Genomic DNA, 25153 nt, shown 5'->3' with positions numbered 1-25153 from the left:
GTTAGTTTCTTTTATTTATATTCGTCATCCACTGTCTTGTCACCGATAGCTACAGCTTTCTCCATTGAAATGGTACGAATGGTACGTCCTATTTGATCATGAATGTAGAAAATCTCTTTCTCATCATCATAAACAAGCCCGGTAACATCGCGAAAACGTGCTGTTTCGCGCAAATCACCATCATCCGTTCCCCATTGGTTGCCATCAGCCAAAGTTGTAGATATTCCTCGTCCTGCATATGTAGAAACGATACCTTCCGGAGTTACTTTTCGGACACAGAAATTGAGCTTATCTACAAAATAAAAATCATACTCATCATTTTCACCTATATACTCGTCATTTTTGACAAACACACCTTGGCTAGGTTGATTCATGCGCGCCACCGTTCCTACATCATCTTTATAACCACTTTGTTTATAACCTCCCACAAAATTATATGGAGTAATGAATGTTTTTTTCTCCTCATCGTAATCAGAGCGCATAAAGTAATGGTTATTAATGACTCCAAAATAAGCGTATTTGCCTGTAGGATGAATAAAAATCTGAAACTCCCAACTAGGGTCAGCAATAGTAAATAGTTGTTTGAAGATATCCGGATGTTTTTTTACGACTGGATCCCAATCCTGATTATTTCTGATTGTTTTGAAATATTCAGCTAAGTCCAAACGAAATACCTGTCCCTTTTCATAACTGTTAAAATAGAGTTCCCCGTTAATAGGATGAATAGAGGCACCATTACATTGTTTATAAGAAGCTAGCAATTGAATATCAGAATTATCATTGAATGTTCCATCTGCATTACGTTTGATGATATAAACACTGGCACTTTCATCTCCCCGACCATCATAGTCAACTGATATGATCATATATTGTGCCTCATCAGCATATCCATCTATTTTTTTGTTGAAGGTTATACTACGCAAGCGGTTAGTAGGCACGGTATTAATATTCAAAGGTGAAGAAAGTTCACGTTTCTCCAAGTCAATCAATTGTATGGCCTTATGACCATCATAACATATATATATATGATTTTTATTTAGCGGATCGAATGCCATACGACCGCTATTAGCAAAACCGCAACATCTGATACCATCGGGACCATCAAATGGTCCATCTTTCCATCCTTGATCATCACGATTATTGCGATAACCACAAAGTGTTCCTACTACCATCTTTTTCTGATATTCAAATTTTCTATCAGCAACAGCTGTTATACTATTTTCTCCTTCACCTACGGTTACTTCTATTTCTCCATTAAAGGCTCCAGAAGGAACAAAACAATAAATATGAGTGTGTTTCACATTAATAACAATTGCGTTTTTTCCACCAATAGTCACTTTTACTTTAGAAGCGTCAGTTCCAAAATTTTCCCCATAGATTAAAAGTTTTTGATATGCTCCACCTTCATGTGGAGTAAAATCAGAAATTGTCATAGGGCTTGAAGGATCAAAAACACCTACTTTTACATTGTTCTCATTCTTGCAACTGTAATTACAAATTGCAAGTAATGCCAGTATCATCCACTGCCATTCATTCAATACTTTTTTCATTCTACTTTTCATGTTTTTCATTTTAATTAATAATAGAAATTCTTTAACTCAAACACTTCATAAGATTTATTCATCAATACTTGCATCCAATATCCCCCAATCACTGAACGTGCACGAAATCCTATCCAGTCACCACTGTTTGTATCATGCCAATCACTAATAGGTACTCGAGAATTTGTTTCATTGATATATTTATAAAGGGGGGATACGAATTTTTCGAATGTGTATTGATTGGGTGACATAGCCGCTGTCCACATAATCCAGTCGGATTTAGTGTATTCTCTACGGGAATCCAAAGGCAGTCCGTAAGGATGCTGCTTTGTTAAATAATAATCAATCTCCTTCTTTATTACATTATTTGGGAATAAATTTAGACTCCACATCTTATCCCACACTATATTATATTTCTGGCTCCAGGTATTCTTACGGTCAAAGGCCAAACGGTAATGATCACCCTCATTTGCCATTTCTTCCCATTTCACCGCCATTTTCTTAGCTATCGTTGCATATTTATCAGCCACATCATTCATTCCAAGCATACGAGCTATCTCGCTGTATCCGGCTACACCCATAATCGCTTTCACTGAAAGATTGGCATTGTGAGCCCAATGACCTGCAAAATCATCTGTACAAAGTTGATTGCCTGGGTCCTGTCCAGACTAAGTTGACAGTAAATAACTAGTTGTTACACAATGAATTATCGTTATTTCGTGTTGTCTTTGTGTTGTTATGGGCATCAAACAAAGTACAAAATTCTAACTTATGAGTAGACTTTTAATAAATAAAAAAGCTAATGGATGAATATAATGGTAGTCTAAGATGAAATATGGACTAATCTGAAAAAATGAATATTTTTCCTCTCTCTCTTCCCTTTTTATCTATGTAACTTCTTTTATGATATAAAAACTGGCAACATTTTGAGATATAAAAAATCAAATAGATTGAATAATGGCTCTTATTGAATGAACACGACGTAAATGAGGCTTTCCAGAATGAATTATCTATCTTTTTATACTATTTTGCAGAGAAATGCTATCGTATAATAGCTTAAGAAAACAAGAAAAATAGATGTTAGAAACCTATTCAGGAAGCCATAGCATAGTTCATTTTAAACCAATAAGTGGTTTCTTTTAAAGGTAGGAGATGTTTCTTTTAAACCAACGACTTGTTTCATTATATCAAAACTCGTTTTCGATAGTATGAAAAAGTACATGTTTATAAAGAATTATGCTATATATATTCAATAAAAGGAATATATATGATGTAAATGTGACTTTCTTTTTTCTATTTAGCAACTCAATAGAAGATTAATTCTTCTGCATACATGAAAAATAGAACATAATTTGAAATAACTAAGATAAAATATTTCAATCTTTACCTGGCAAGTTTAGCTCGAAGTTCTTTTAGTCTTTTTGCAGCCTGTAGATTATCAACCTTTATATATCTCATGAATGCAGATGGACTCTTATGCCCAGATATGCGCATAAGCTCTCCAGCAGGAAAGCCGGATAAATACATATTTGTGCAAAACGATCGTCGACAGGTATGAGAAGAGATCATCTCCCATTTTTCATAGACTCTCTTTTCCCGTTCCTTTCCTTTTTTGCGAACAACTTCGATTTTCTGTTCTAGTTTTGCTCTTCGCCCTAATTCTTTAACTCTTTCGTTGAATATATATCTAGGAATTTTAGGTAAATCGTAGTTGTACTTCTTGAGTATTTCCGGTACATAATCGATCATAGGGATTATGACAGCTTTATGCACTTTTCTCTGTTTGAGATTTATAATCTCATTATCTAAATCAATATGTTCAGGACTTAATGTTGAGAGATCACTATATCGTAGTCCTGTAAAACACCCAGTAATAAAAACATCTCTAATCTCTTCCAATTGCTTATCATCTGACAAATCTAACTCGTGTATTGTTGAAAGTTCCTTTTCACTTAAATAAATAGCATCAGTTTCTTCTTCTACGACCTTAAAATGCTTCAAGTCAATTGGAGGAATAACTCCTTTATCTATTTGATAATTAACAAACCCTTTTAACAAACGTACAATTTTTCCAGCAGAATTAGTGAGTAAACCAACACTTCCATCGGGCTTTATAACTTTATAAAATAAATAGTCCATAAATTCATTGTAAAATATAAGATTCAGGTTATGGAAAGTAATTGGTTGCGATGAATGTTCTTTGAAAGCGACCAGATGTTTGCGAAGTGTTCGGTAGTCTTTTATTTGATCTGCAGAAACAACTGGAGCTTTTTCTGTAATATATCTTTCTAATGCATCAAAGATATCTACCCGATTAGGTCGTAATTCATATTCTCTATTCTTTTTTAGTTCAAGTAAAACAAAATCTACGGTTGGACTTATTCCATTTATCTTTGCATATGTAAGAATTTCTCCAAGCTTGGATGTCATTCTAATCAGACAGGCATCAATCTCATCATAGTTTGGACAAGCGCGCTTAATCCATCTCTTTTTAGAATCCCAGTGTTCTGGTTTAATACTGTATCCAGTAGAGATGAGCGTACGCTTAGTTCGATTGTAGTTATATCGAACATAAAGGACAGTAGTCCCCTCTCGAGTGACGTACCTTGGTTTAATATATGGAGTATATTTGGCGATAGTAAAATCTGTATTGCATTCGTATTGCAAAGTTACAAAAGCTATCTGAAATGAGCAATATCTCATCGTTAAAAGCTAGAATCTCAAAATGTATTGCGCTATCTTTAAAAAAAGTGGATAAAAATTGCTCAAAAAGAAAAAAACTACTCAAATCATACTGTAACAGACCTTTTTTATACTTTAAAAACGTTCAAAACATGAAAAAAGAATAGATTTTGTCCTTTCTTGAACACAGATTTTCCTAATATTTAGCATTAATTCCATTATTTTGTAGCGTTACAAATAAAATGCTATAGAAAAACAGTTGGATTTGTATGACTCCCAGGTCTGCCTGAAACACACAATTCTATATTAACTTTTCCCCTAGCATTTATCAATGTTCGACAGTACTGATTTTATATATTATTTAGGTATAGCGATAAGAAAGGTAAAATTGCATTTTTAAGAGGTAATAGTAGTAAAGTAAAAAGAAGAATAAAAGAAAATGTAGGGTTTGTTTTTCTTTATTGGTAAACAAGATTGTAGATGGGTAACCTTAAAATTGTAGATTAATTAGAAAATATTTATGAAGAAACTACTAACAGTAATGGTCTTTTCGGTCGGTTTATTTGCAAATGCTCAAACCGGCAACTTATTTAAACCAGTAAAAGAGGTAGCGCTACGTACTCCATCAGTACCTATCGTTGTTTCAGATCCTCACTTCTCTATCTGGTCTCCTTATGATAAATTGATGGAAGGAAGTACAGAACACTGGACTACAGCTAAAAAGCCTTTAGTAGGAGCCTTACGTGTAGATGGTAAAGTGTATCGTTTCCTGGGTAAAGATCAAGTGGCTCTAATACCTATTGCTCCCATGACGAATGTGGAACGCTGGGAGGCGGCATATACTAATAGCCAACCCGCAAATGGATGGCAAGAATTCCAGTTTGATGATAGTAGTTGGAAAAAAGGTAAAGCTGCCTTCGGCAGCCGTGATATGCCACGGGTCCGTACAGAATGGAAAGGAGATAATACAGATATTTATATTCGACGTACATTTGAAATTAATGATTTGGATTTAACAGAAAATATTTTTCTCATTTATTCTCACGACGATGTATTCGAATTATATTTAAATGGGGAAAGACTGGTGGCTACGGATCTCGTATGGAAGAATAATGTAAACCTAAAACTTTCAGATGAAGCAAAGAAGAAACTTCGTAGTGGTAAAAATGTGATTGCCGCACATTGTCATAACACAACTGGAGGATCTTACGTGGATTTCGGTTTATATCGTGAAAAGAAAAATGCAGTAACATTTGATAATGAAGCCATACAGAAGTCGGTAGATGTATTAGCCACTTCCAGTTACTATACATTCACTTGTGGCCCAGTCGAATTAGATGTCGTATTTACAGCACCTCAATTGATAGATGATTTGGACTTGCTTTCAACTCCGATTAACTACATCTCTTATCGTGTACGTCCTCTTGATAAAAAAGAGCACGATGTACAATTTTATATAGAAACTACTCCGGAGTTAGCAGTGAATGAAACAACCCAACCCACTATTGCGCGCACATTATCAAAAAATGGTATTAGTTATGTAGAGGCTGGTACTATTAATCAACCGATCTGTGATCGTAAAGGTGATTTGATTTGTGCGGATTGGGGATATGTATATCTTGGTAGTGTAAATGGAGCAGGAAAATCTGTAAGCTTGGGTGACTATAGCGGAATGAAAGAATCTTTTGCTAAAAATGGAACTTTAGCTTCAAGTAAAACTAAATGGATCACTCGCAGAGAAGAAAATACTCCTGCAATGGCTTATGTACATAATTTTGGAACTGTTACCAAAGATGGTAAAGATGGTTTCATGATGATCGGTTATGATGACATTTATTCTATTGAATATATGTATGAAAAACGTATGGGATATTGGAAACATGATGGTAAAGTGACGATTTTTGATGCTTTCGAGAAACTAAGAGATAACTATCAATCCATCATGGAGCGTTGTCGTGCACTTGACGAACTTATTTATAGTGATGCAGAAAAAGCAGGTGGCAAAAAATATGCAGAAATCTGCTCTGCAGCCTATCGTCAAGTTATTTCTGCTCACAAGCTCTTTACTGATAAAGAAGGTAATCTGATGTGGTTCTCTAAAGAGAATAACAGTAATGGCTGTATCAATACAGTCGATCTGACCTATCCGTCCGCCCCTCTGTTCCTCGTTTATAATCCAGATTTGGAGAAAGCGATGATGACCAGTATTTTCGAATATAGTGCAAGTGGTCGCTGGAATAAACCTTTTGCTGCACATGACCTTGGTACTTACCCAATAGCTAATGGACAAGTTTATGGTGGTGATATGCCAATTGAGGAAAGTGGTAACATGGTGATTCTAACAGCAGCCATTTCGAAGATCGAAGGTAATGCTGATTATGCTAAGAAATATTGGGACATTTTAACTACATGGACTAATTATTTAGTAGAGTATGGACAGGACCCGGAAAACCAACTTTGCACGGATGACTTCGCCGGGCATTGGGCGCACAATGCCAACCTTTCAGTGAAAGCGATTATGGGCGTAGCCGGATATAGCGAGATGGCTCGTATGCTCGGTTTGAATGATGTGGCAGATAAGTATGCAGCGACAGCCAAGAAAATGGCGGTGAAGTGGGAGGAAATGGCAAATGAAGGCGACCATTACCGTTTGGCTTTTGACCGTAAGAACACTTGGAGCCAAAAATACAATATGGTTTGGGATAAGTTGTGGAATCTGAATCTGTTCCCTAATAATGTAATCGGAAAAGAAATCAGCTATTACTTGACAAAACAGAATCCTTATGGACTTCCTTTAGATTCCCGCAAAGAGTATACAAAATCCGACTGGATTATGTGGACAGCAGCTATGTCTCCGGATAAAGAAACTTTTCAGAAATTTGCTAATCCTCTCTATAAATATATCAACGAAACGGTATCTCGTGTACCTATCAGTGACTGGCATCATACAGACAGCGGCAGATGGGTCGGCTTCAGAGCACGTTCAGTAATCGGAGGATACTGGATGAAGGTATTAATGGACAAAGTTCAGAATAATCAATAAAACTACTATGGTGTTAACTCAAAATTTATACGTATGAAGTTCTTAAGAGAAATTTTGTTAGTTGGACTATTACCCGGTTTTCTTATAAGCCAGGCACAAAATGTCCAAAACAAAGAAGATTTACCTTTAGATTTAGGTTATCGTGTACTTCCTATGGGAGATTATAACGGTTCAGCCTACACTATCTCGGGTAAACAGTTACGCAATCTACCTGTTACAAATCTCTCGGCAGTATTGGCAGGATTGGTACCAGGTTATTTTGCCCGGCAGGTCCAAGGTGGTGGATTGGTGAATGAACAGAATTCATTCTGGATAAGAGGACAGAGAAGTAATTCATCCGATGTGCTAGTACTGGTTGATGGACAAGAACGGGATTTTGCTGTTTTGTCATCACACGAAGTAGAATCAATTACCGTATTGAAAGATGCTGCAGCAACAGCTTTATATGGAATGCGTGCAGGCAGTGGAGCTATTCTGGTTACAACCCGTAAAGGAATAAAAGGGAAACCACAGGTTGAATTAACAGCTCAAATAATAGCTCAACAGCCACTTAAAGAGTTAGAGTCATTAAATGCAGCCGATTACGCAAGACAGCATAACATAGCCCGTCACAATGACAATATGGATCCACTGTATTCCAACTATGACATTATGAATTATGCAAACAATGACCCTAATTCCATATTGTATCCCAATGTAGATTGGGCTGATAAATACTTGAAAGATACCCGATGGAGCCAGCGCTATAATCTTAATATCCAAGGAGGGACTGAAAAAAGTACATATTTCGTGAATGCAATGTACACTCGTAACAATGGCTACTTCAATACGGATGATTCACATGATTATAGTACCAATCACTCTGCCGAACGGTTTAATATCCGTTCCAATATTGATTTTGCTGTAACTCGCACCACCCAACTGGACGTAAATTTGTATGGCTGGTATCAAAGCCAGAACGGGCCTGGCAGTGGAGCCGAAAACATTTATAAAAACGTGGTCACATTACCGCAAGGAATCTTCCCTGAATGGTACAGTGATCAAGGGTATACAGATCAATACGGCAATATTATCAATACAGAAGATGGAAAAATTGTAGCAGGAAATGCATTCCGTGAAAATCCATGGGCAATGCTAAACCGCTCCGGTTACTTCCAGGACAAACAATTGTATGGTTCTTTCCGTACGAAACTCTCACAGGATCTTTCCTTCATAACAGAGGGATTAAAAGCTTCTATTGCTTTATCTATGGATTCACGCACAGTTTCTTCTATCAGACGTACAATAACTTTCGCATATTACGAAAAGGACGCCACGAATGAGAACGTTCTCCGCCGGACCCGCGAGGATGACTCGATGATAAACAAGGTAGATAATACCAGTTCTTTCCGCCGGACCGGTATCGTGGCTCAATTAGATTATAACCGTACCTTTGGAAAACATGGAGTTTCGGCTTTAGCTTTCTATGAACAATATGAAAGCAATGATGAAATGGTATTACCAACCCGCTTCCAAAGCGTAAACGGTTGGTTCGGCTATAATTATGATAAAAGATATGGCATCGATGTTATCGGAGCTTATCAGGGTTCTCACAAATTTGGGCCGGGACACAAATTCGGTTTCTTCCCTACAGTATCTGCCGGATGGACTGTTTCTAACGAATCCTTTTGGAAAGATGTCCAAAAATTAGTGCCCTACCTGAAACTAAAAGCATCTTATGGACAAGTCGGCAACTCATCGGGTGTAGATGCCTTTTATTACAGGGGACGTATGTGGCCGCAAAACGATGTCTACATCACAGGGGTAAACATGGGAACAAAACTTGGAGGATATATTCAGGATATACTTCCAAATCCCGGACTGACTTGGGAAAAAGCAAGAATTCTGAACATCGGAATAGATACCAGACTATTTTCAAACCACCTATCTGTTACAGCTGAATTTTTCAAGGACAACCGTCATGATATGTACGTAGTTAATAATAAAATCAGCTCTCTTGTCGGTAATGTAAAAGAATTTAAGCAGAATATAGGCAAGATCAATAGCCATGGAGTAGACTTATCTGCCATGTGGAATTCAAATATCGCAGATTGGAGCTATTTCATAGGAGGTACATTCTCTTATTCCACGAATGAGCTGATTGCAAATGGCGAAGTAGATCAGCCATACGAATGGTTGAAGAATCAGGGACGTCCTTTGGGAGAAAACCGAGGATACATCGCAAAAGGCTTTTTTAACTCTTGGGAAGAAATAGCAGCCTCTCCTGTACAAACATTCTCTGATGTCCAACCAGGCGATGTACGTTATGAAGATATAAACAAAGACGGACAGATCGATGTAAACGATATGATACCTATCGGATATGGAGATATTCCCAGAATGATGTATGGCATTAATCTAGGAGTCGGCTACAAAGGATTTTCGATCACCGCATTGTTTCAGGGAGCAGCAAAAGTCTCTCATCAATATTCGGACATCGTAATGAATCCTTTTACAGACAACGGAACCATATTTGAGCATCAACTTGATTATTGGACACCCGAACACCAGAATGCAGCATTCCCACGTTTAACAACACTGGACAATGCCAATCTTAACAACAGGCAGATAAGTACATTAAATGTGAAAGATGCTGATTTCTTAAGATTGAAAACGTTGGAAGTTTCTTATGACTTTCCTGTAAAAATGATACAGAAAATCCATCTTAAGGGATTGAGACTTTTCCTTAGCGGAACGAATCTGATTACCTGGACAAAATATAAATGGGTTGATCCTGAAGCGCCTTCACTGGCGGCTCCTTTGACGAGAAACATGAGTATAGGTTGTTCCTTAAAATTCTGATAGCATGAAAAAATCGATAATTTATTTAGCAATAAGCGCAACACTTACACTTTCCGGTTGTGATTATCTGGATGACATGCCCTATGACTGGGCACAACCTGATGATATTTTTACGAATGAGCAGAACTATCTGAAACCTATCAATCAGGTTTATGCATATATTCCCGAAGGCTTCAACCACGTAGGAAATGCCTTTTTAGATGCAGCCACTAATGATGGAATAAGCACAATCATAGATTCGGATATCCATAAGTTGTCTCGTGGATATATCACTTCTTCAAATCCGATTGAAGAATGCTGGAATAATTCATACAAGGGAATCCAACAAGCTGTTTTTGCTCGCAAGTATTTGCGTGAAGCCGACTTGGTGTTACAAAATAAGACAGAAGAAGATATCCAGGCATTTAAGGACACTTATTGTGCGGAAACTGAATGTTTACAGGCCTTATTTGAGTTTAACCTGTTAAGACACTACGGAGGTTTTCCTATTGTCGATCGTATTTATGAAGTCGACGATCCTGAACTGCAAACAAAAGCAAGAGACTCTTTCAAGGACTGTGTCAATCACATCGTACAGTTGTGTGAGAGTGCTGCCGCTGTGTTGAAAGTTGACCCGGAAGGTGGGAATGGTTCTTATGGCCGTATGACTAAAGGAATGGCACTTGCCATTAAAGCCAAGACGTTACTCTACGCCGCAAGCCCACTCTATAACAGAACAGATAATAATGACCCAGTACTAGGGTATACTGACGGCTCGGATGTGACAGAACGCTGGCAACTTGCCGCCAAAGCTTGTGCAGATGTAATTAACCTGAATGCAGATGGAACTATAAACCCAAATGGAAATAAGAAATATAGCCTGATAGCTCTTACTGCTGCTAAAACGTATGATAAGATCTTTATCCATGCTAACCCTAATCAGGAATACATATTGTTCTACACAGCTGCCAAAGACAATGCTCTGGAAAACAGGCATTATCCCCCTACTATTTCCAAAGATCAGGGAGGAGGTACAGTACCTTCACAGCAATTAATCGATGCATTTACTATGAAAGATGGAAGTAATTATACCCATTCTTCTGATGGCGAGAACATGTATAATAACAGAGACCCACGTCTGGCAGCAATTATTGGATATGACGGTTCGATTTATGGAAAGAATACCATCTATACGCGAATTAGTGATAATACAACCATAGACGGACTCAACCAAGTGAAAAACCGTTCGACCAATACTGGGTATTATTTGGCTAAGTTCCTGGACAAAACCCTGAACTTCGGACAGGCTAATGTAGGTACTGTTTTCCACTTATTCCCGATGATTCGCTTATCTGATATCCTACTTTCCTACGCAGAAGCCATGCATCACGCTTACGGCATGAATGCGGACCCTGAAGGCTATGGTTTGACAGCAATAGAAGCCGTACAGAAAATACGTTCCAGAGCCGGATTCGGAACAGATGATAAATTTCTTAATGGGGTGACAGATGATAACTTCATGGAAAAGGTGAAGCAAGAACGTCGTATCGAACTCTGTTTTGAAGAACATCGTTACTTTGATTTGCGACGTTGGATGGATGGCAATCAACTAAGAGAACCTATTGTCGGAATGAAAGTAGAAGAAAATGTTTCCGGACTTCATTATACTCGCTTTACAGTAGATGAAGCACGCAATTTTAAGGATTACATGTATTATCATCCCATTCCTCTGAAAGTAATCAAGGAAAGCCCTTCCATTCAACAAAATCCGGGTTGGTAATGGGGATCAAAACTATTTAATAGATAGAAAACATGAAAAAAATAATAATATTATTCATATGCTTAACCAGTTCCATCTGGCATGTCTATGCACAAACCAAAGTTAGCGGAATTGTCAAAGATGCCCAAGGAATGGAGATGATTGGCGCTACTGTCCTTCAGAAAGGGACTAATAATGGAATAGTGACTGGTTTGGATGGCAAATTTACTCTTACATTGTCCAACGAAGCAGAACAGACAATTCTTATCTCAATGATTGGCTTTATTGAACAATCTATTGCCATAAAAAAGAATCATCCTTTTATCAATGTCACTTTAGAAGAAGATGTTGCGCAATTGGATGAAGTCGTTGTTGTAGGATATGGCACACAGAAAAAAGTATCTCTCACCGGTTCCATTTCTAATGTCGGGACGCAAGACTTGAAAAGTATGCCTGTATCAAGTGTCACAAATGCTTTAGGCGGCCGCATCCCGGGACTAGTAACCCGACAGGAAAGCGGACGTCCCGGTGGCGATCAGGCTACGATGTTTGTTCGTGGTCGCGCTTCATTGAACGATTCTAGCCCCTTGGTACTGATTGACGGGGTAGAACGCCCTATGGCACAAATCGACCCTGATGATATTGAAACCATCTCCGTGTTAAAGGATGCTTCTGCAACGGCGGTATACGGTGTACGAGGAGCAAATGGTGTGATACTGGTGACTACCCGACGAGGTCGTGAAGGAGAAACTCAAATTTCTTTCTCGTCTGAATTCGGTGTTACTTCCTTCAATCGTATATCTCAAACTCTAAGTGCAGAATCCGTTTCAAGATTCATGCGTGAAGGTGCTATCAATGACGGCTTTGACCCTTCCGATACTGGTAATACCCGAGGCCTTTTTCTTTCAGAATACGATAACTATCTCTATCGTACCCAAAAAAGTCCGTTCACACACCCGGACAATGACTTTGTAGATATGTTTACGAAGAATGGTTTCCAACAAAAATACAACGTCAACTTATCCGGTGGAAACAAGACAGTACGCTACTTTGTCTCTGTGGGATACTTTACTCAAACAGGTATGTTTGAGACAGATGTGGACAAAATTAAAGAACACGAAACGATACAAGCTCTTTTAGCAGCCTCACCAGATGTAGCAAAAGGCTTGTACAAAGAAGGCTATAATTCAGAATACAGGTACAATAGGCTCACTACCCGTTCAAATATCGATATCAATCTGACTGAAGATTTTAAAGTATCCGTGAATCTTGCTTATCGTTTCGGAAGTCAGAACCGTCCCTATGGCTACGATGCTGATGGACAGGAAGCTATGCGTTTGTTCGGTATGTTCTACCGCAATTCTCCTCAAGCATTCCCCATCTTGAATGCGAATGGTACCTATGCCGCTGCCGATGGGATATGGAGACAAAATCCACTCGTAACGTTATGTTATACAGGTTTTTTTCTTGATTTCAACAATAAGCTTGAGACAGATTTTGCTTTCAAATATAACTTAAGGAAACTGTTAAAAGGATTAAGTATAGACGGAAAGTTCTCTTACGATGCCGGTTGGAGCAATAACCGCAGCATACAGCAGCGTCCCAATATCTATCAATATAATCCTGTAAACGAAACCTATAAACAAGGGCTTGAAATGGTGTTGCCAACAAAAGCCACTAACAAAACGGCAGCTACACACCGTAAGTATATTGAAGCAGCAGTTCGCTATAAACAGTCCTTCTCCGGACATAACGTATCCGGACTGGCACTTTATAATATGAGTTACACCTCCACCCCCGGCGGACGCTATTCTTACGTGCCTCATATCTATCAGGCTTTAGTAGGACGTGTAAACTATGATTATGAAAATCGCTATCTGCTCGAAGTTAACGCAGGTTATAACGGTTCAAACCGTTTTGCGGAAGGACACCGTTATCAGCTCTTCCCTGCAGCATCAATGGGATGGGTACTGACTAATGAACCTTTCTTTAAAGAAAACCCTATCTTAAGTTTTACTAAACTACGCTTCTCTTATGGTGAAGTTGGTAATGACAAGCTGGGAGGCTTCTCTTACTATTATCGTTCAGGATATGATGAAGGATTAGGGTACACTTTTGGAGAGACACACAATCCTGCGATTAAAGGTCTGATTCAAGGAAAAAGTGCCAATGAAAACATCACATGGGAAGTTGCACGGAAATACAACTTAGGACTTGAGACAAAATGGCTGAAAGACAAAATATCTGCCAGTATCGACTTTTTTAAAGAACGTCGCAGTAACATCTTATGTGAACCGGAAAGATATTCTCAGGCAGCCGGTTCAAACGGACTGGCTCCCATAAACTATGGTGTCGTAACAAATCAGGGATATGATCTGGAAATAGGATATCAAGATCAAAAAGGAGATTTTGGATATTCCGTAAAAGGGATTTACGGATATGCCCACAATGAGATTGTAGAGAAAAGTGAATCAGTGAAACCCTATTCCTATATGTCACAAACCGGCAATCCTATCGGACAGTTTATCGGCTATATTTCCGACGGATTCTTCAGTTCTTATGAAGACATAGCAAGTTCTCCCGTTCAATTCGGACAAGTAAGCCGACCAGGAGATATTAAATACAAAGATTTGAATCATGACGGAGTGATCGATTCCAACGACCAGGCTCCTATCGGTTACAATCCGGTGCCCGAGATGACCTTCTCTCTTGCCGCCGGTTTGAACTGGAAAGGATTTGATTTTAGCATATTACTTCAGGGAGCTGCCCGTTCATCTATCTATCTGCAACAAGATATTGCATGGGATAATTTCTGGGGGAATTATTACGAAGAGCATATCGGAAGATGGACACCGGAGACAGCGGCAACAGCAACATATCCACGTTTCACAAAAGCAGCCACTGCCGCACATCCTAATTATTATAAATCCGACTATTGGTTGAAAGACTCCAAATACTTGCGTCTGAAAAACATTCAGTTAGGCTACACTATACCTCGCAAACTATTGAAAAAATTCGGAGTACGTTCACTTAGAGTATATGCGAATGCCTACAATCTCTTTACATGGGATAACGTAAAAAAGGTAGACCCTGAATCATCGAACAATAGCAATGGACAATTCTATCCACAACAAAAAGTAATAAATTTTGGTATCAACCTGAATTTCTAATGTTTGAAATGAATAATTTATGAGAAAACTATTTATATCCTTTGTAACGGCTGTCCTGCTTACCAGTTGTAGTGCAGATAGCCTGATGAAAGAAACCGAACTGGATCTTACAGATACAGAGAAAGTTTATTCGGACATTACCTTGACCCGCAAAGTTGCATACGACTTGTATGCACGTATGCGCATGGGGAGAGACCGCCTGGGCAGCTTTGGCTTTTTGGCAAACATTGGCGGTTCACCTTGTATGCTTGACAACGCAACAGACGATGGAGCCGGAAATACAACCCGTGCCGGAGGTGCAGTCATTCCCGAACTCGAAAAATTTATCAAGGGAGGAATTGATGCTTCCAAAGGTTTGATTGGCGGTGACCATCCCTGGATATTCTACTATAAGGCCATTCGTTCTGCAAACACCTTCCTAAACAACGTAGACCGTTCACCTCTGGAGGATGCAGAGAAGATCTCCTTGAAAAATCAAGTACGTTTTCTGCGTGCATTGTATCACCACGAACTGTTTCGTTTCTACGGAGCATTAGTAATCGGAGACAAAGAACTCGATCCGTTGCTTTATGATGAAATCAAACGTGAATCGTTAGAGACCACCGTCCGTTGGATTACTAATGAATTCAAAGAACTTGCAGAACCGGGAGTATTGCCGGACAAATACGATGCGGCAGACTACGGAAGAGCTACCCGGGGAGCAGCCCTAGGCTATCTGGCACGCACATTACTTTATGCAGCAAGTCCCTTACACAATGCGTCCGGAGTGACCTGGAGGGAAGCTGCTGATGCTGCCTACGATATGATTGAATATTCTGACAACGGAGATTTCTATCGTTTATATGAAGATCCGACCACTCCGGAAAAGAGCTACACACGATTATTCAATACTCGTGCCAATGGTGAGGTAATCATGGGATTTCTCCGCGCACCGGCAAATGATCTTTACGGAATGATGCCTGCCTTTGACCCCTGGAATGTAAATAAGGAGCTACTGACTTGCCCGGACCAATGGTTGGTAGATTGTTATGATATGCTCGACGGTTCACAGCCCATTCTCGGTTACGAATCAAATACGAAAGCCATCATCAACCCGAATTCCGGTTACAATGAAAATTCTCCTTATGCTAACAGGGATCCCCGTTTGGCGCAAAGCATTCTATGTGATGGTGCTACCTGGCCTCTGGTCAACGGTAAGCCAGCTACAATAGACCTGTCAAAATCATATAGATGGGGAAGCGGATACTTCCTGACAAAGTTCCTGGATGACCGTATCGATCATCGAAAAGGTGGTACCACTTACATGGACTTTCCAATGATGAGATATGCAGAAATCCTGCTTGATTATGCAGAAGCCGAGAATGAAGCTGAAGATACGAACACAGCCAGAGAGAAAGCAATAGCCCAACTTAACAGGATCCGTCGCCGTGCCGGTATCACGACAGACTTACTGGCCGCAGATTATAATCAGGCAACCCTTCGGGAACGCATACGCAAAGAACGCCGTGTAGAACTTTGTTTTGAAGATCATCGATTCTTTGATATAAGAAGATGGCTGATAGCAAAAGATGTAATGAGATTACCGGCTGTCGGAATAAAGAAAATTAACGGTGAATATCAACGGGTAACTTTAGATACACGTAATTATAACGAGCGTATGAACTTGGCTCCAATACCACAGGATGAAGTTAATAACTGCCCGAATATCTACCAGAATCCGGGATACTAATCTAAATAGAATGTTTACTTAAAAAAATAAAGTCATGAAAACAAATAGTATAATTGCATTAATTCTGTCAATCAGTTTATTCGGACTATTTAGCTGCGCAGATAAATATGAAGTTGATTATGAAGCACCTGTCAAAATTGAATTTGCAGATGTCGATCAGAACAATAGAGTATCATTAGAGAAAGGAGTTGCAGAATACACGGCAACTGTCAAAGTACAGGGAGAGATCATGAGTTTTGAAATCTACCAGGCAGATTCCAAAACCGGAATGCAAGGAAATCTGATAGAAGAAACTGCCCAGTCATTTGCAGACGGAACCACTAATTATGAGACAAGTTACAAGTTTACTTCTTTAAAAGAAAATGCCTGTATTACAGTAGTCGTTCTAGGTGCCGACGGTCATACGTACCAACGCAACTTATTGGTAGAGATTACTCCTTCCGTTTTATTCTCCGATCCGGATTACGGAAAAGATGGAGAAATAGTAGAGACAGCCTCGGCCTACTATGGTTGTTATTATGCAACATGGCTTCTTGGACGCACCTATATGGCTGCTGATGCCATGAAATATACAAACGAAGTAGATTTCTCACTCGGAGATGTTATCTTGTCTTCGGGAAGTGAAGCAGTACCTGCTTTTGTTTCACCAGCTAAAAGAAGTGAGTATGGTTTGATGACAATTAGCGGTTTACAACATACATTATTTGCTGAAACCTCTTTATCACAAGCGGAATTTAATGCAATCTCCCAGGTAAATGCAACTCCGATAGAAAGTCTGGCAGATCCGACCTCCGAAGTTTTAGCTATTCAAGCAAATAAAGTTTATCTGTTCAAAACAGCCAATGGAAAGAAAGGATTGATTTGCATACAAAAAATAACAGCAAAAACTGGTACAATCGAAGTGTCACCGGATAATTGGGTAGAAAACACTAAATACTCATGGGTACAATTACTGACTAAAACTGTGGCAAAGTAAAGCTCCCATTCAAGATACTCTCTCCAATGACAGTACCATAGAATAATTAGAAGAATAGAGAAGTTTTCGGTTTCTACGAGCTTCTCTATTCCTGTTTTATCAACAGAAGAAAGGAGAAATCTATCATTCTACCATTTTTTTTCCTTTATTGATTAGTATTTTTCCTTCCTTCTCTGATATCTTCCCTACTTTTGCGAAAAGTCATCACGAAAAACTGAAGTTAATTAAATCAAAATAATTATGAACTTAAAAAAACATTTACCCTGGTTGGGAGCCCTCCTCCCCATTGCTAACACACAAGCTGAAACAAAACCCAATGTAGTAATTATCTATATCGATGATATGGGTATCGGTGATATCGGTTGCTATGGAGGTAAATTCGCTCCTACTCCTAATATTGATAAATTGGCACAGGACGGATTATTATTCAATCAGTATTATTCTTCTGCGCCGGTTAGTTCTCCATCCCGCTGCGGACTGACAACAGGTCTATTTCCTCTTGAAGTGGGAATCAACACTTTCCTGAACGACAAAGCGAGCAATAGGAAATGCGAGCAACGTAACTTCCTTGATGATAAGTTGCCTTCAATGGCACGTGCTTTCCAAAATGCAGGTTACTCAACAGGACATATCGGAAAATGGCACATGGGAGGCGGACGCGACGTACATGATGCTCCTTCTATTAAGAATTACGGTTTTGATGAATACATTTCAACTTACGAGAGCCCGGATCCGGAACCCGCAATCACTGCTACTAAGTGGATATGGTCGGATAAAGACAGTGTGAAACGCTGGAGACGTACCGAATACTTTGTAGATAAAAGTATTGAGTTTGTAAAACATCACAAAGATGAGCCTTTCTTCCTGAACCTATGGCCGGATGACATGCACACCCCTTGGGTACCGGAATTCAAACAAAAGGAAAGAAAAAGCTGGGAAACACAGGAAGCGTTTGCACCCGTACTTGCGGAAATGGATAAACAGCTCGGACGTTTTATCAAAGCACTGGATGAGTTGGGACTGGCGGAAAACACAATCATTATTTTCACCAGTGACAATGGTCCCGCACCTAGCTTCAAATCTGTACGTTCCGCTTATCTGAGGGGAACTAAAAATAGTCTTTATGAAGGCGGTATCCGCATGCCGTTCATCGTCAGATATCCTAAGAAGATTAAAGCCGGACAGGTAAATAATGAGTCTGTATTATGTGCCGTAGATTTATATCCGACTTTATGTTCAGTAGCGGGAATCAAAACTGAAAAAGGCTACAAAGGTGATGGGCAGAACTATGCAAAAGTTCTTCTCGGAAAATCGGAAGCTAAACGCAAGACTGATTTAATGTGGGATTTCGGAAGAAACAAATTCTTCATGTTCCCCGGAAATGCTTATGATAAAAGCCCTCATTTAGCTATACGTAGCGGAAAATGGAAATTATTAGTGAATGGTGACGGAAGTGATGCACAACTATATGACATGGAAAAGGATAAGTTTGAAAAGAGCAATATCGCAAGTGAGCATCCTGATCTGGTTGCCAAGTTGAGCAAAAAGGTATGCCAGTGGTATGCCGAAAACAAGGACAAAGGATTACAAACCTCTAATTAAACAATAATATTCATGAATTCTAAAGCTTTTATTCTGCCGGCGGCGCTAATGATAGCCGGCAACACTGCAGCAAACGTCAAAGGAAAAAAGTCTGATCAGAGACCTAATATCCTGGTAATTCTGGCGGATGACCTCGGTTATTCCGACTTGGGATGCTACGGTAGTGAAATCCACACACCTAATCTGGACAAACTGGCAAAACAAGGAGTACGTTTCAATCATTTCTATAACACTAGCCGGAGCTGTCCGACACGCGCTTCCTTATTAACAGGACTTTATCAACATCAGGCAGGAATCGGACGAATGACTTTCGATGACCACCTGCCGGGATACCGGGGTACACTATCACGCAATGCAGTTACCATTGCTGAAGTATTGAAAGAATCAGGATATGCAACCAGCATGGTAGGTAAATGGCATATCGCCGAGACTCCCTTACGCAAAGACCAACGCGAATGGCTCGCACACCACGTATACCACGAAACCTACTCTGACCTCTGTCATTATCCGGTGAATCGAGGATTTGACACCCATTATGGTACGATTTATGGAGTGGTAGATTATTTTGATCCATTCAGTCTAGTAGAAGGAGAAGTACCCGTAAAAGAAGTACCCGACGGATATTACATCACACAGGCACTTTCAGACCGTGCAGTGAAAGAAGTGAAAGAGTATGCCAAAGACGATAAACCATTCTTTATGTACCTGGCTTACACAGCACCACACTGGCCGTTGCACGCATTGCCGGAAGATATTGAGAAATACAAGGATACCTATAAAGTAGGTTGGGAAGCCATCCGTAATGCACGTTACGAACGTCAGAAACAACTGGGTATATTCCCTGACATGGATAATTTCCTGTCTGACAGACAGTTCAAAGATAAATGGGAAGATAATCCACATGCTGAATGGGATGCTCGCGCCATGGCTGTTCATGCAGCCATGATCGACCGTATGGACCAGGGAATAGGACAAGTAATCGATGCTCTGGAAAAGACAGGACAGCTTGAAAACACATTGATTCTATTCCTTTCCGATAACGGATGCAGCAATGAAAATTGTCAGAACTACTCTCCTGGAGAAAACGACCGTCCTGACATGACACGTAAAGGGGAGAAAATGGTTTATCCTCATAACAAAGAAGTACTGCCCGGACCGGAAACAACTTATGCTTCACTGGGAGCACGTTGGGCAAACGTAGCCAATACACCGTTCCGTTTCTGGAAAGCTAAATCTTATGAAGGAGGTATCTGTACTCCGATGATTGCTCACTGGCCGAAAGGTATCAAGAAGAATGTCGGCAAGATGACTCCTGAAATCGGGCATGTGATGGATATTATGGCAACCTGTATCGATATGGCGGGAGCTACTTATCCTACCAAATACAAAGGAAACGACATCATTCCATTAGAAGGTAAGAGCTTGGTTCCTATTTTCAAGAACGGACATCGTGAAGGACACGACTATTTGGGATTCGAGCATTACAATGAACGTGCATTTCTTTCTAAAGATGGATGGAAGCTGGTTCGTCCGGGAGAAAACGCTAAATGGGAGTTATACAACCTGAATGAAGACCGGAGCGAAATGCATAATCTGGCAGCGCAACACCCTGAAAAAGTAGCGGAAATGACAAAAGCTTACGAAGCGTGGGCGAAACGTTGTATGGTAGAACCTTATCCGGGACAAAAAAAGAAATAAAAAGCATTCAATTGATTATTTTATAAAAGACTCCTGCCGCAATATCATAAGATATTTCCCGGCAGGAGTCTTTTTATATGCTTTATGCAATCTATCACTCCTCACCTGAAACCGGAGGCTGACCATTATATTCTTTAGGTAATACGCCATATTGCGCTTTAAAACATTTCGCAAAATAAGAAGAAGAAGTAAATCCCACCTGTGCTGCCACTTCAGAAATCCGGGTACCGCTCATAATCAGTTCAGCAGCTCTATTCATACGAAGTGTCTTCAAATAATCATTAGGTGACATTCCGGACAAAGCCTTGATCTTCCGATAGAAATTGGAACGGCTCATATTCATCTGTTCAGACAAGGTATCTATCGAAAAGTTCTCATCTGCCAGCTGTTCGGCTATCACCCCTTGTATCTTCGCAATGAATTCACAGTCTTTCTGCGACATCGCAAAGTCCGTTGTCGAAACAGCCACCGTATCCCCAGCCAGGCTCACCATCAATTTATGGAAAGACTGCCTCAACTTCAGCAAATTCTCGATCTGCATATGAAGTTGTTTGATAGAAAATGGTTTCTCCACATATACATCTGCTCCACATGTAAGTCCTTCGACTTTAGACTCCAAAGTGGTTTTTGCCGTCAATAAAATGACCGGAATATGGGAATAAGAGATTTCAGACTTCACTTTGCAACAAAGTTCCAGACCATCCATCTCCGGCATCATAACGTCGCTTACTATGACATCTACATTTTCCTGCGCAAGCACTTCAAGTGCTTCACGACCATTGGAAGCCCTCAACACACGGAACCATTCTGCCAATGACTCGCGAGTCAGATTCAATAAATCAACATTATCCTCAACCAGCAGAACCGTAAACTTCTTCCCTGAATACTCCGAAGATACAGCATCAGAAGCATCCACATGTTCCGGATGCATTTCTACAATATCAGCCGTTTTCTCCGTCTCCCACTCTTTGACCGGAAGAGACAATATAAATGAAGAACCGCCTCCAACATTATCTTCCAAGTACAAATCTCCCTGGTGAGCCTCCGCCAAAGACTTTGCAAAAGCCAATCCGATACCGGTACCTACAGCCGTAGCCACCTTATCATCAGGCAGTTGATAGAAAGCTTCAAATATCTTTTGTTTCTGTTCATCCGGTATTCCGGGACCATCATCATTCACCTGTATCTCATATCCTTTATCAGTGACAACTAGTTTCAATTCAATATGCGCATGAGCATATTTGATGGCATTTCCCATCAGGTTAACAAGAATCTTACTTAATTTCTCCCGATCCACCGTAGACACCAGCTCTTGTTCTGGAACAGTCAATTGTAAATCAATTCCCTTTAATTCAGCAGGGCTTGTAAATTGGTTATAAACATCACTGACAAGTTCCTTAATATCACTCTTCTTCAAATTCAAATGCAGCGTGCCACTCTCCATTTTCTGGAAGTCAAGCAATTCATTAGTAATTCCCAACAGATAATTTACATTCTTATCTATCACAGACAGATACTTGAGATCTTTCCCTTCACGCTCTTTCTCCAACAGTTTTTCCAAGGGAAGACGTATCAAACTAAGCGGAGTACGTATCTCATGCACCAAATTGATGAAGAAGCTAATCTTCGACTTATAAACTTCCTGTTCCTTGGCAGTCTGATATTTTTCCATCCGCCGTTTATATTTGCGTTTAACGCGGAGATTCCATCGCCAGGCCATCCAGCCGATCCATCCCAATAACATGAGAACATAAACAACATAAGCCAAAGTACTACGCCACCAGGGAGGAGTAATCACCACCTTTAAAGTAGTAGTCTTCTCATTCCACTGACGGTCATTATTAGAACCTCTGACTTCGAACAGATACTCACCGGGAGGCAAATTGGTATAAGAAGCCACATTATTCTCGGTATTCATAATCCATTCCTTATCCACTCCCCGAAGTATATAAGAATATCGGTTCTTTGCCGGATCTTCAAAACTAAGAGCGACAAATCGGATGGAGAAACTGTTGTTCTCATAAGATAAAGTCACCTTATCGGCCATATAAAGCGGTTTATCCAACTGAAGCAGTTTCTTTACTTCCAGTTCATCAGTCTGATAAGGCAACCGGATGTCGGTCACATAAACCGGAGGAATGTATTTGTTATCCACAAACTGTTCGGGCTGAAATACATTAAAGCCATTTATTCCACCAAAATACAATTTTCCTTCGGATGATTTCAATGAAGATCGAGCCATAAACTGATTTCCCTGCAAACCATCATTAATCGTAAATTGTCGGAAATGATCTTTAGTGAGAGGATTAATCTTGAAAATTCCGGCATTACTGGATATCCAGAAATCACCTCCCTGATCTTGTTCAATCGCATAAATAACCTTATTAGGTAATAAGGTATTATGCGGATCAAATTCAATGAATGTTTTCGTTTTAGGATCAAAGGAACACAACCCTCCTCCATTAGTACCAAACCACATGGTTCCTTTCGCATCTTCAAACAGAGTGATGACCGAATTGCTGGTAATTGTGGTCGAGTCTTCCCGTTCATGCTGATAATGCTTCCAATGGGCATTCATCGTGTTGTAAGAAAACACACCACTATTGGAAGTCGCAATCCAAAGATGATTGTACATATCCTCATATATATCGACAACAGAAACCATTGAACCGACACTTGTGATAGTCATAAAGTTATCTTTCGCAGAGTCATAACAGCATAATCCCCAACTCGTCCCTACATAGATATCTCCTTTCCGTCCTTTATAGATACATAACACATCATTGCTACAAATTGTATTCGGGATTCCACGAGAGTGAGTATAAGCCTTCACTGCTCCTGTGCGCAAATTAACAACCCGTATTCCTCCGGCATAAGTCCCGATCCATAAGTAGTCGCCGTCCAACATTAAAGAACGAATATCATATTTCTGACTTTTAGCTCCTCCAATAGCATAGGGAGAAAGCTCTTGGGTAGCAGCATTAAAGAAATACAAACCGCTTTGAGTTCCAATCCAGATATTCCCATCTTTACTCTCACAGAAAGGAGCAACCACCTCCCCTGCTCCCGGCACCCCGGACAAATAGGCAGGCGAATAATAATCAAAGCGTTTAGTTTGCTTGGACATATAGTTGATTCCTCCCAGATTGGTCAACACCCAAAGAGCTCCTTCAGCATCCCACATCATTCCATTGATGGTCTGATCGCTCAAACTTCTCGGATCCGCCGGATTATCCGCCCGCTGGAATGTGTTTGTATTCTGATTGAACAGATAAAGCCCGTTATCAGTCCCTACCAACAACTCTTTATCCGTATACTTCAACAAGCAATGAACAGCTCCGAAATTAAACGCCGAACCACTGTAGTTATCTATAGCTTCGGTTCGTTCATCCAAGCGACTCAGCAGATTGCTTCCTGCACCAATCCAGATTTCTCCATCGATATTCTGAATGCAGTTCACCTTATAACTATCGGAGGCATTTGTTTCCAATGAGATTTCGTATGCCCGGAGAAACTTGCCATTCTCGTCAAAACACAACAATCCTTCCTGTAGAGAAGAGATATACACCCTCTTTTGATCGGCACTCTGACAAAGGTCCCACACAAAAGAAGTCTGGACACTATTTTGAGTCAACACCTCTGTTTTCGGATCATAAATAAAAAATCCCTGTCCCAAAGTCGCAATCCAGATAAGACCATTTTCCGTCTTTATAATCTTTTTAATCTCACTACTGATATATACACCATACTGCGTAGTTTTATCAAAATAAGAAAAACGATCGGTATCGCGGTCATAAATATAAAGTCCGGAGTTCGTTCCAACCCAGATAGTCTTGTCCACTTCTATCAAGGCTTCTACAAAATTATTTTCTAATGAAAATTTGTCGTTGAGAACATTCCGGTACACTTTATTGCCTCGTCCGTCATAACGGTTCAATCCGTCACTGGTACCCAGCCAGATAAAGCCATAACTGTCTTGAAGGGCACACCACACGGTATTATGAGACAACCCATCCTCCACCTGGTATTTCTTGAATGAAAAATAAGGAGACGCAGATAATGTTCCGGCCCAGAAGACCAGCAAGCATATTAGTATTTTAGTTAACTTCATTCTCTGTGTGTGTTTTTAATTC

Annotated in this window: 11 protein-coding genes and 1 pseudogene; 8 read left to right on the top strand and 4 right to left on the bottom strand. The window is 39.9% G+C overall.

What is annotated here, in order from left to right; all coding sequences use genetic code 11:
• Positions 1-11 precede the first annotated feature (11 nt).
• The 3 genes and pseudogenes from NXX38_RS08560 to NXX38_RS08550 all read right to left on the bottom strand — a co-directional run bounded on the left by NXX38_RS08560 (position 12) and on the right by NXX38_RS08550 (position 4208).
• Positions 12-1550, bottom strand: a complete 1539-nt coding sequence (locus tag NXX38_RS08560) for an IPT/TIG domain-containing protein (RefSeq protein WP_234133941.1) — start codon at positions 1548-1550, stop codon at positions 12-14.
• Positions 1551-1576: 26 nt separating this feature from the next.
• Positions 1577-2206, bottom strand: a pseudogene (locus NXX38_RS08555) (glutaminase domain-containing protein); the annotation flags it as partial.
• Positions 2207-2924: 718 nt separating this feature from the next.
• Positions 2925-4208: a site-specific integrase gene (locus tag NXX38_RS08550; RefSeq protein WP_148364254.1), complete on the bottom strand. Its 1284-nt coding sequence runs from the start codon at positions 4206-4208 to the stop codon at positions 2925-2927.
• Between the two features lie 535 nt (positions 4209-4743).
• Between NXX38_RS08550 and NXX38_RS08545 the strand changes: the two genes are divergently transcribed.
• The 8 genes from NXX38_RS08545 (at position 4744) to NXX38_RS08510 (ending at position 21020) form a co-directional block, all read left to right on the top strand.
• Positions 4744-7266 carry a glutaminase family protein gene (locus NXX38_RS08545; protein WP_258979088.1) on the top strand — a complete coding sequence of 841 codons (2523 nt, stop codon included), beginning with the start codon at positions 4744-4746 and terminating at the stop codon, positions 7264-7266.
• A 33-nt stretch (positions 7267-7299) separates the two neighbouring features.
• Positions 7300-10107: a TonB-dependent receptor gene (locus NXX38_RS08540; protein WP_258979086.1), complete on the top strand. Its 2808-nt coding sequence runs from the start codon at positions 7300-7302 to the stop codon at positions 10105-10107.
• Positions 10108-10111: 4 nt separating this feature from the next.
• Complete coding sequence (locus NXX38_RS08535) at positions 10112-11866, top strand: RagB/SusD family nutrient uptake outer membrane protein (RefSeq protein ID WP_258979084.1); 1755 nt, start codon at positions 10112-10114, stop codon at positions 11864-11866.
• A gap of 32 nt (positions 11867-11898) precedes the next feature.
• Complete coding sequence (locus tag NXX38_RS08530) at positions 11899-15015, top strand: TonB-dependent receptor (protein ID WP_258979082.1); 3117 nt, start codon at positions 11899-11901, stop codon at positions 15013-15015.
• A 19-nt stretch (positions 15016-15034) separates the two neighbouring features.
• A complete protein-coding gene (locus NXX38_RS08525) occupies positions 15035-16744 on the top strand; it encodes a RagB/SusD family nutrient uptake outer membrane protein (protein ID WP_195648895.1) in 1710 nt (569 codons plus the stop codon).
• A gap of 34 nt (positions 16745-16778) precedes the next feature.
• Positions 16779-17720: a hypothetical protein gene (locus tag NXX38_RS08520; protein WP_258979079.1), complete on the top strand. Its 942-nt coding sequence runs from the start codon at positions 16779-16781 to the stop codon at positions 17718-17720.
• Between the two features lie 240 nt (positions 17721-17960).
• On the top strand, positions 17961-19322 hold the full coding sequence (locus NXX38_RS08515) for a sulfatase (protein ID WP_195648897.1): 1362 nt from the start codon (positions 17961-17963) through the stop codon (positions 19320-19322).
• Between the two features lie 12 nt (positions 19323-19334).
• Entirely contained in the window at positions 19335-21020 is a 1686-nt protein-coding gene (locus tag NXX38_RS08510; RefSeq protein WP_258979078.1) for an arylsulfatase, read from the top strand.
• A 94-nt stretch (positions 21021-21114) separates the two neighbouring features.
• On the opposite strand, the gene NXX38_RS08505 is transcribed toward NXX38_RS08510, so the two are convergent.
• A complete protein-coding gene (locus NXX38_RS08505; RefSeq protein ID WP_258979076.1) occupies positions 21115-25131 on the bottom strand; it encodes a two-component regulator propeller domain-containing protein in 4017 nt (1338 codons plus the stop codon).
• Positions 25132-25153 lie beyond the last annotated feature (22 nt).

It is taken from the genome of Bacteroides sp. BFG-637 (assembly GCF_024793605.1).
In the GTDB taxonomy this organism is placed as follows: Bacteria; Bacteroidota; Bacteroidia; order Bacteroidales; family Bacteroidaceae; genus Bacteroides; species Bacteroides vicugnae.
Note: the sequence above shows the minus strand (reverse complement) of the source record. Positions and strands in the feature narration are given on the sequence as shown.

Excerpts from the sequence above, each read along its gene's own strand:
- NXX38_RS08540 (WP_258979086.1), top strand. The coding sequence starts at position 7,300 with ATGAAGTTCTTAAGAGAAATTTTGTTAGTTGGACTATTACCCGGTTTT.
- NXX38_RS08515 (WP_195648897.1), top strand. The coding sequence starts at position 17,961 with ATGAACTTAAAAAAACATTTACCCTGGTTGGGAGCCCTCCTCCCCATT.
- NXX38_RS08525 (WP_195648895.1), top strand. The coding sequence starts at position 15,035 with ATGAGAAAACTATTTATATCCTTTGTAACGGCTGTCCTGCTTACCAGT.
- NXX38_RS08505 (WP_258979076.1), bottom strand. The coding sequence starts at position 25,131 with ATGAAGTTAACTAAAATACTAATATGCTTGCTGGTCTTCTGGGCCGGA.
- NXX38_RS08520 (WP_258979079.1), top strand. The coding sequence starts at position 16,779 with ATGAAAACAAATAGTATAATTGCATTAATTCTGTCAATCAGTTTATTC.
- NXX38_RS08530 (WP_258979082.1), top strand. The coding sequence starts at position 11,899 with ATGAAAAAAATAATAATATTATTCATATGCTTAACCAGTTCCATCTGG.
- NXX38_RS08510 (WP_258979078.1), top strand. The coding sequence starts at position 19,335 with ATGAATTCTAAAGCTTTTATTCTGCCGGCGGCGCTAATGATAGCCGGC.
- NXX38_RS08560 (WP_234133941.1), bottom strand. The coding sequence starts at position 1,550 with ATGAAAAAAGTATTGAATGAATGGCAGTGGATGATACTGGCATTACTT.
- NXX38_RS08545 (WP_258979088.1), top strand. The coding sequence starts at position 4,744 with ATGAAGAAACTACTAACAGTAATGGTCTTTTCGGTCGGTTTATTTGCA.
- NXX38_RS08535 (WP_258979084.1), top strand. The coding sequence starts at position 10,112 with ATGAAAAAATCGATAATTTATTTAGCAATAAGCGCAACACTTACACTT.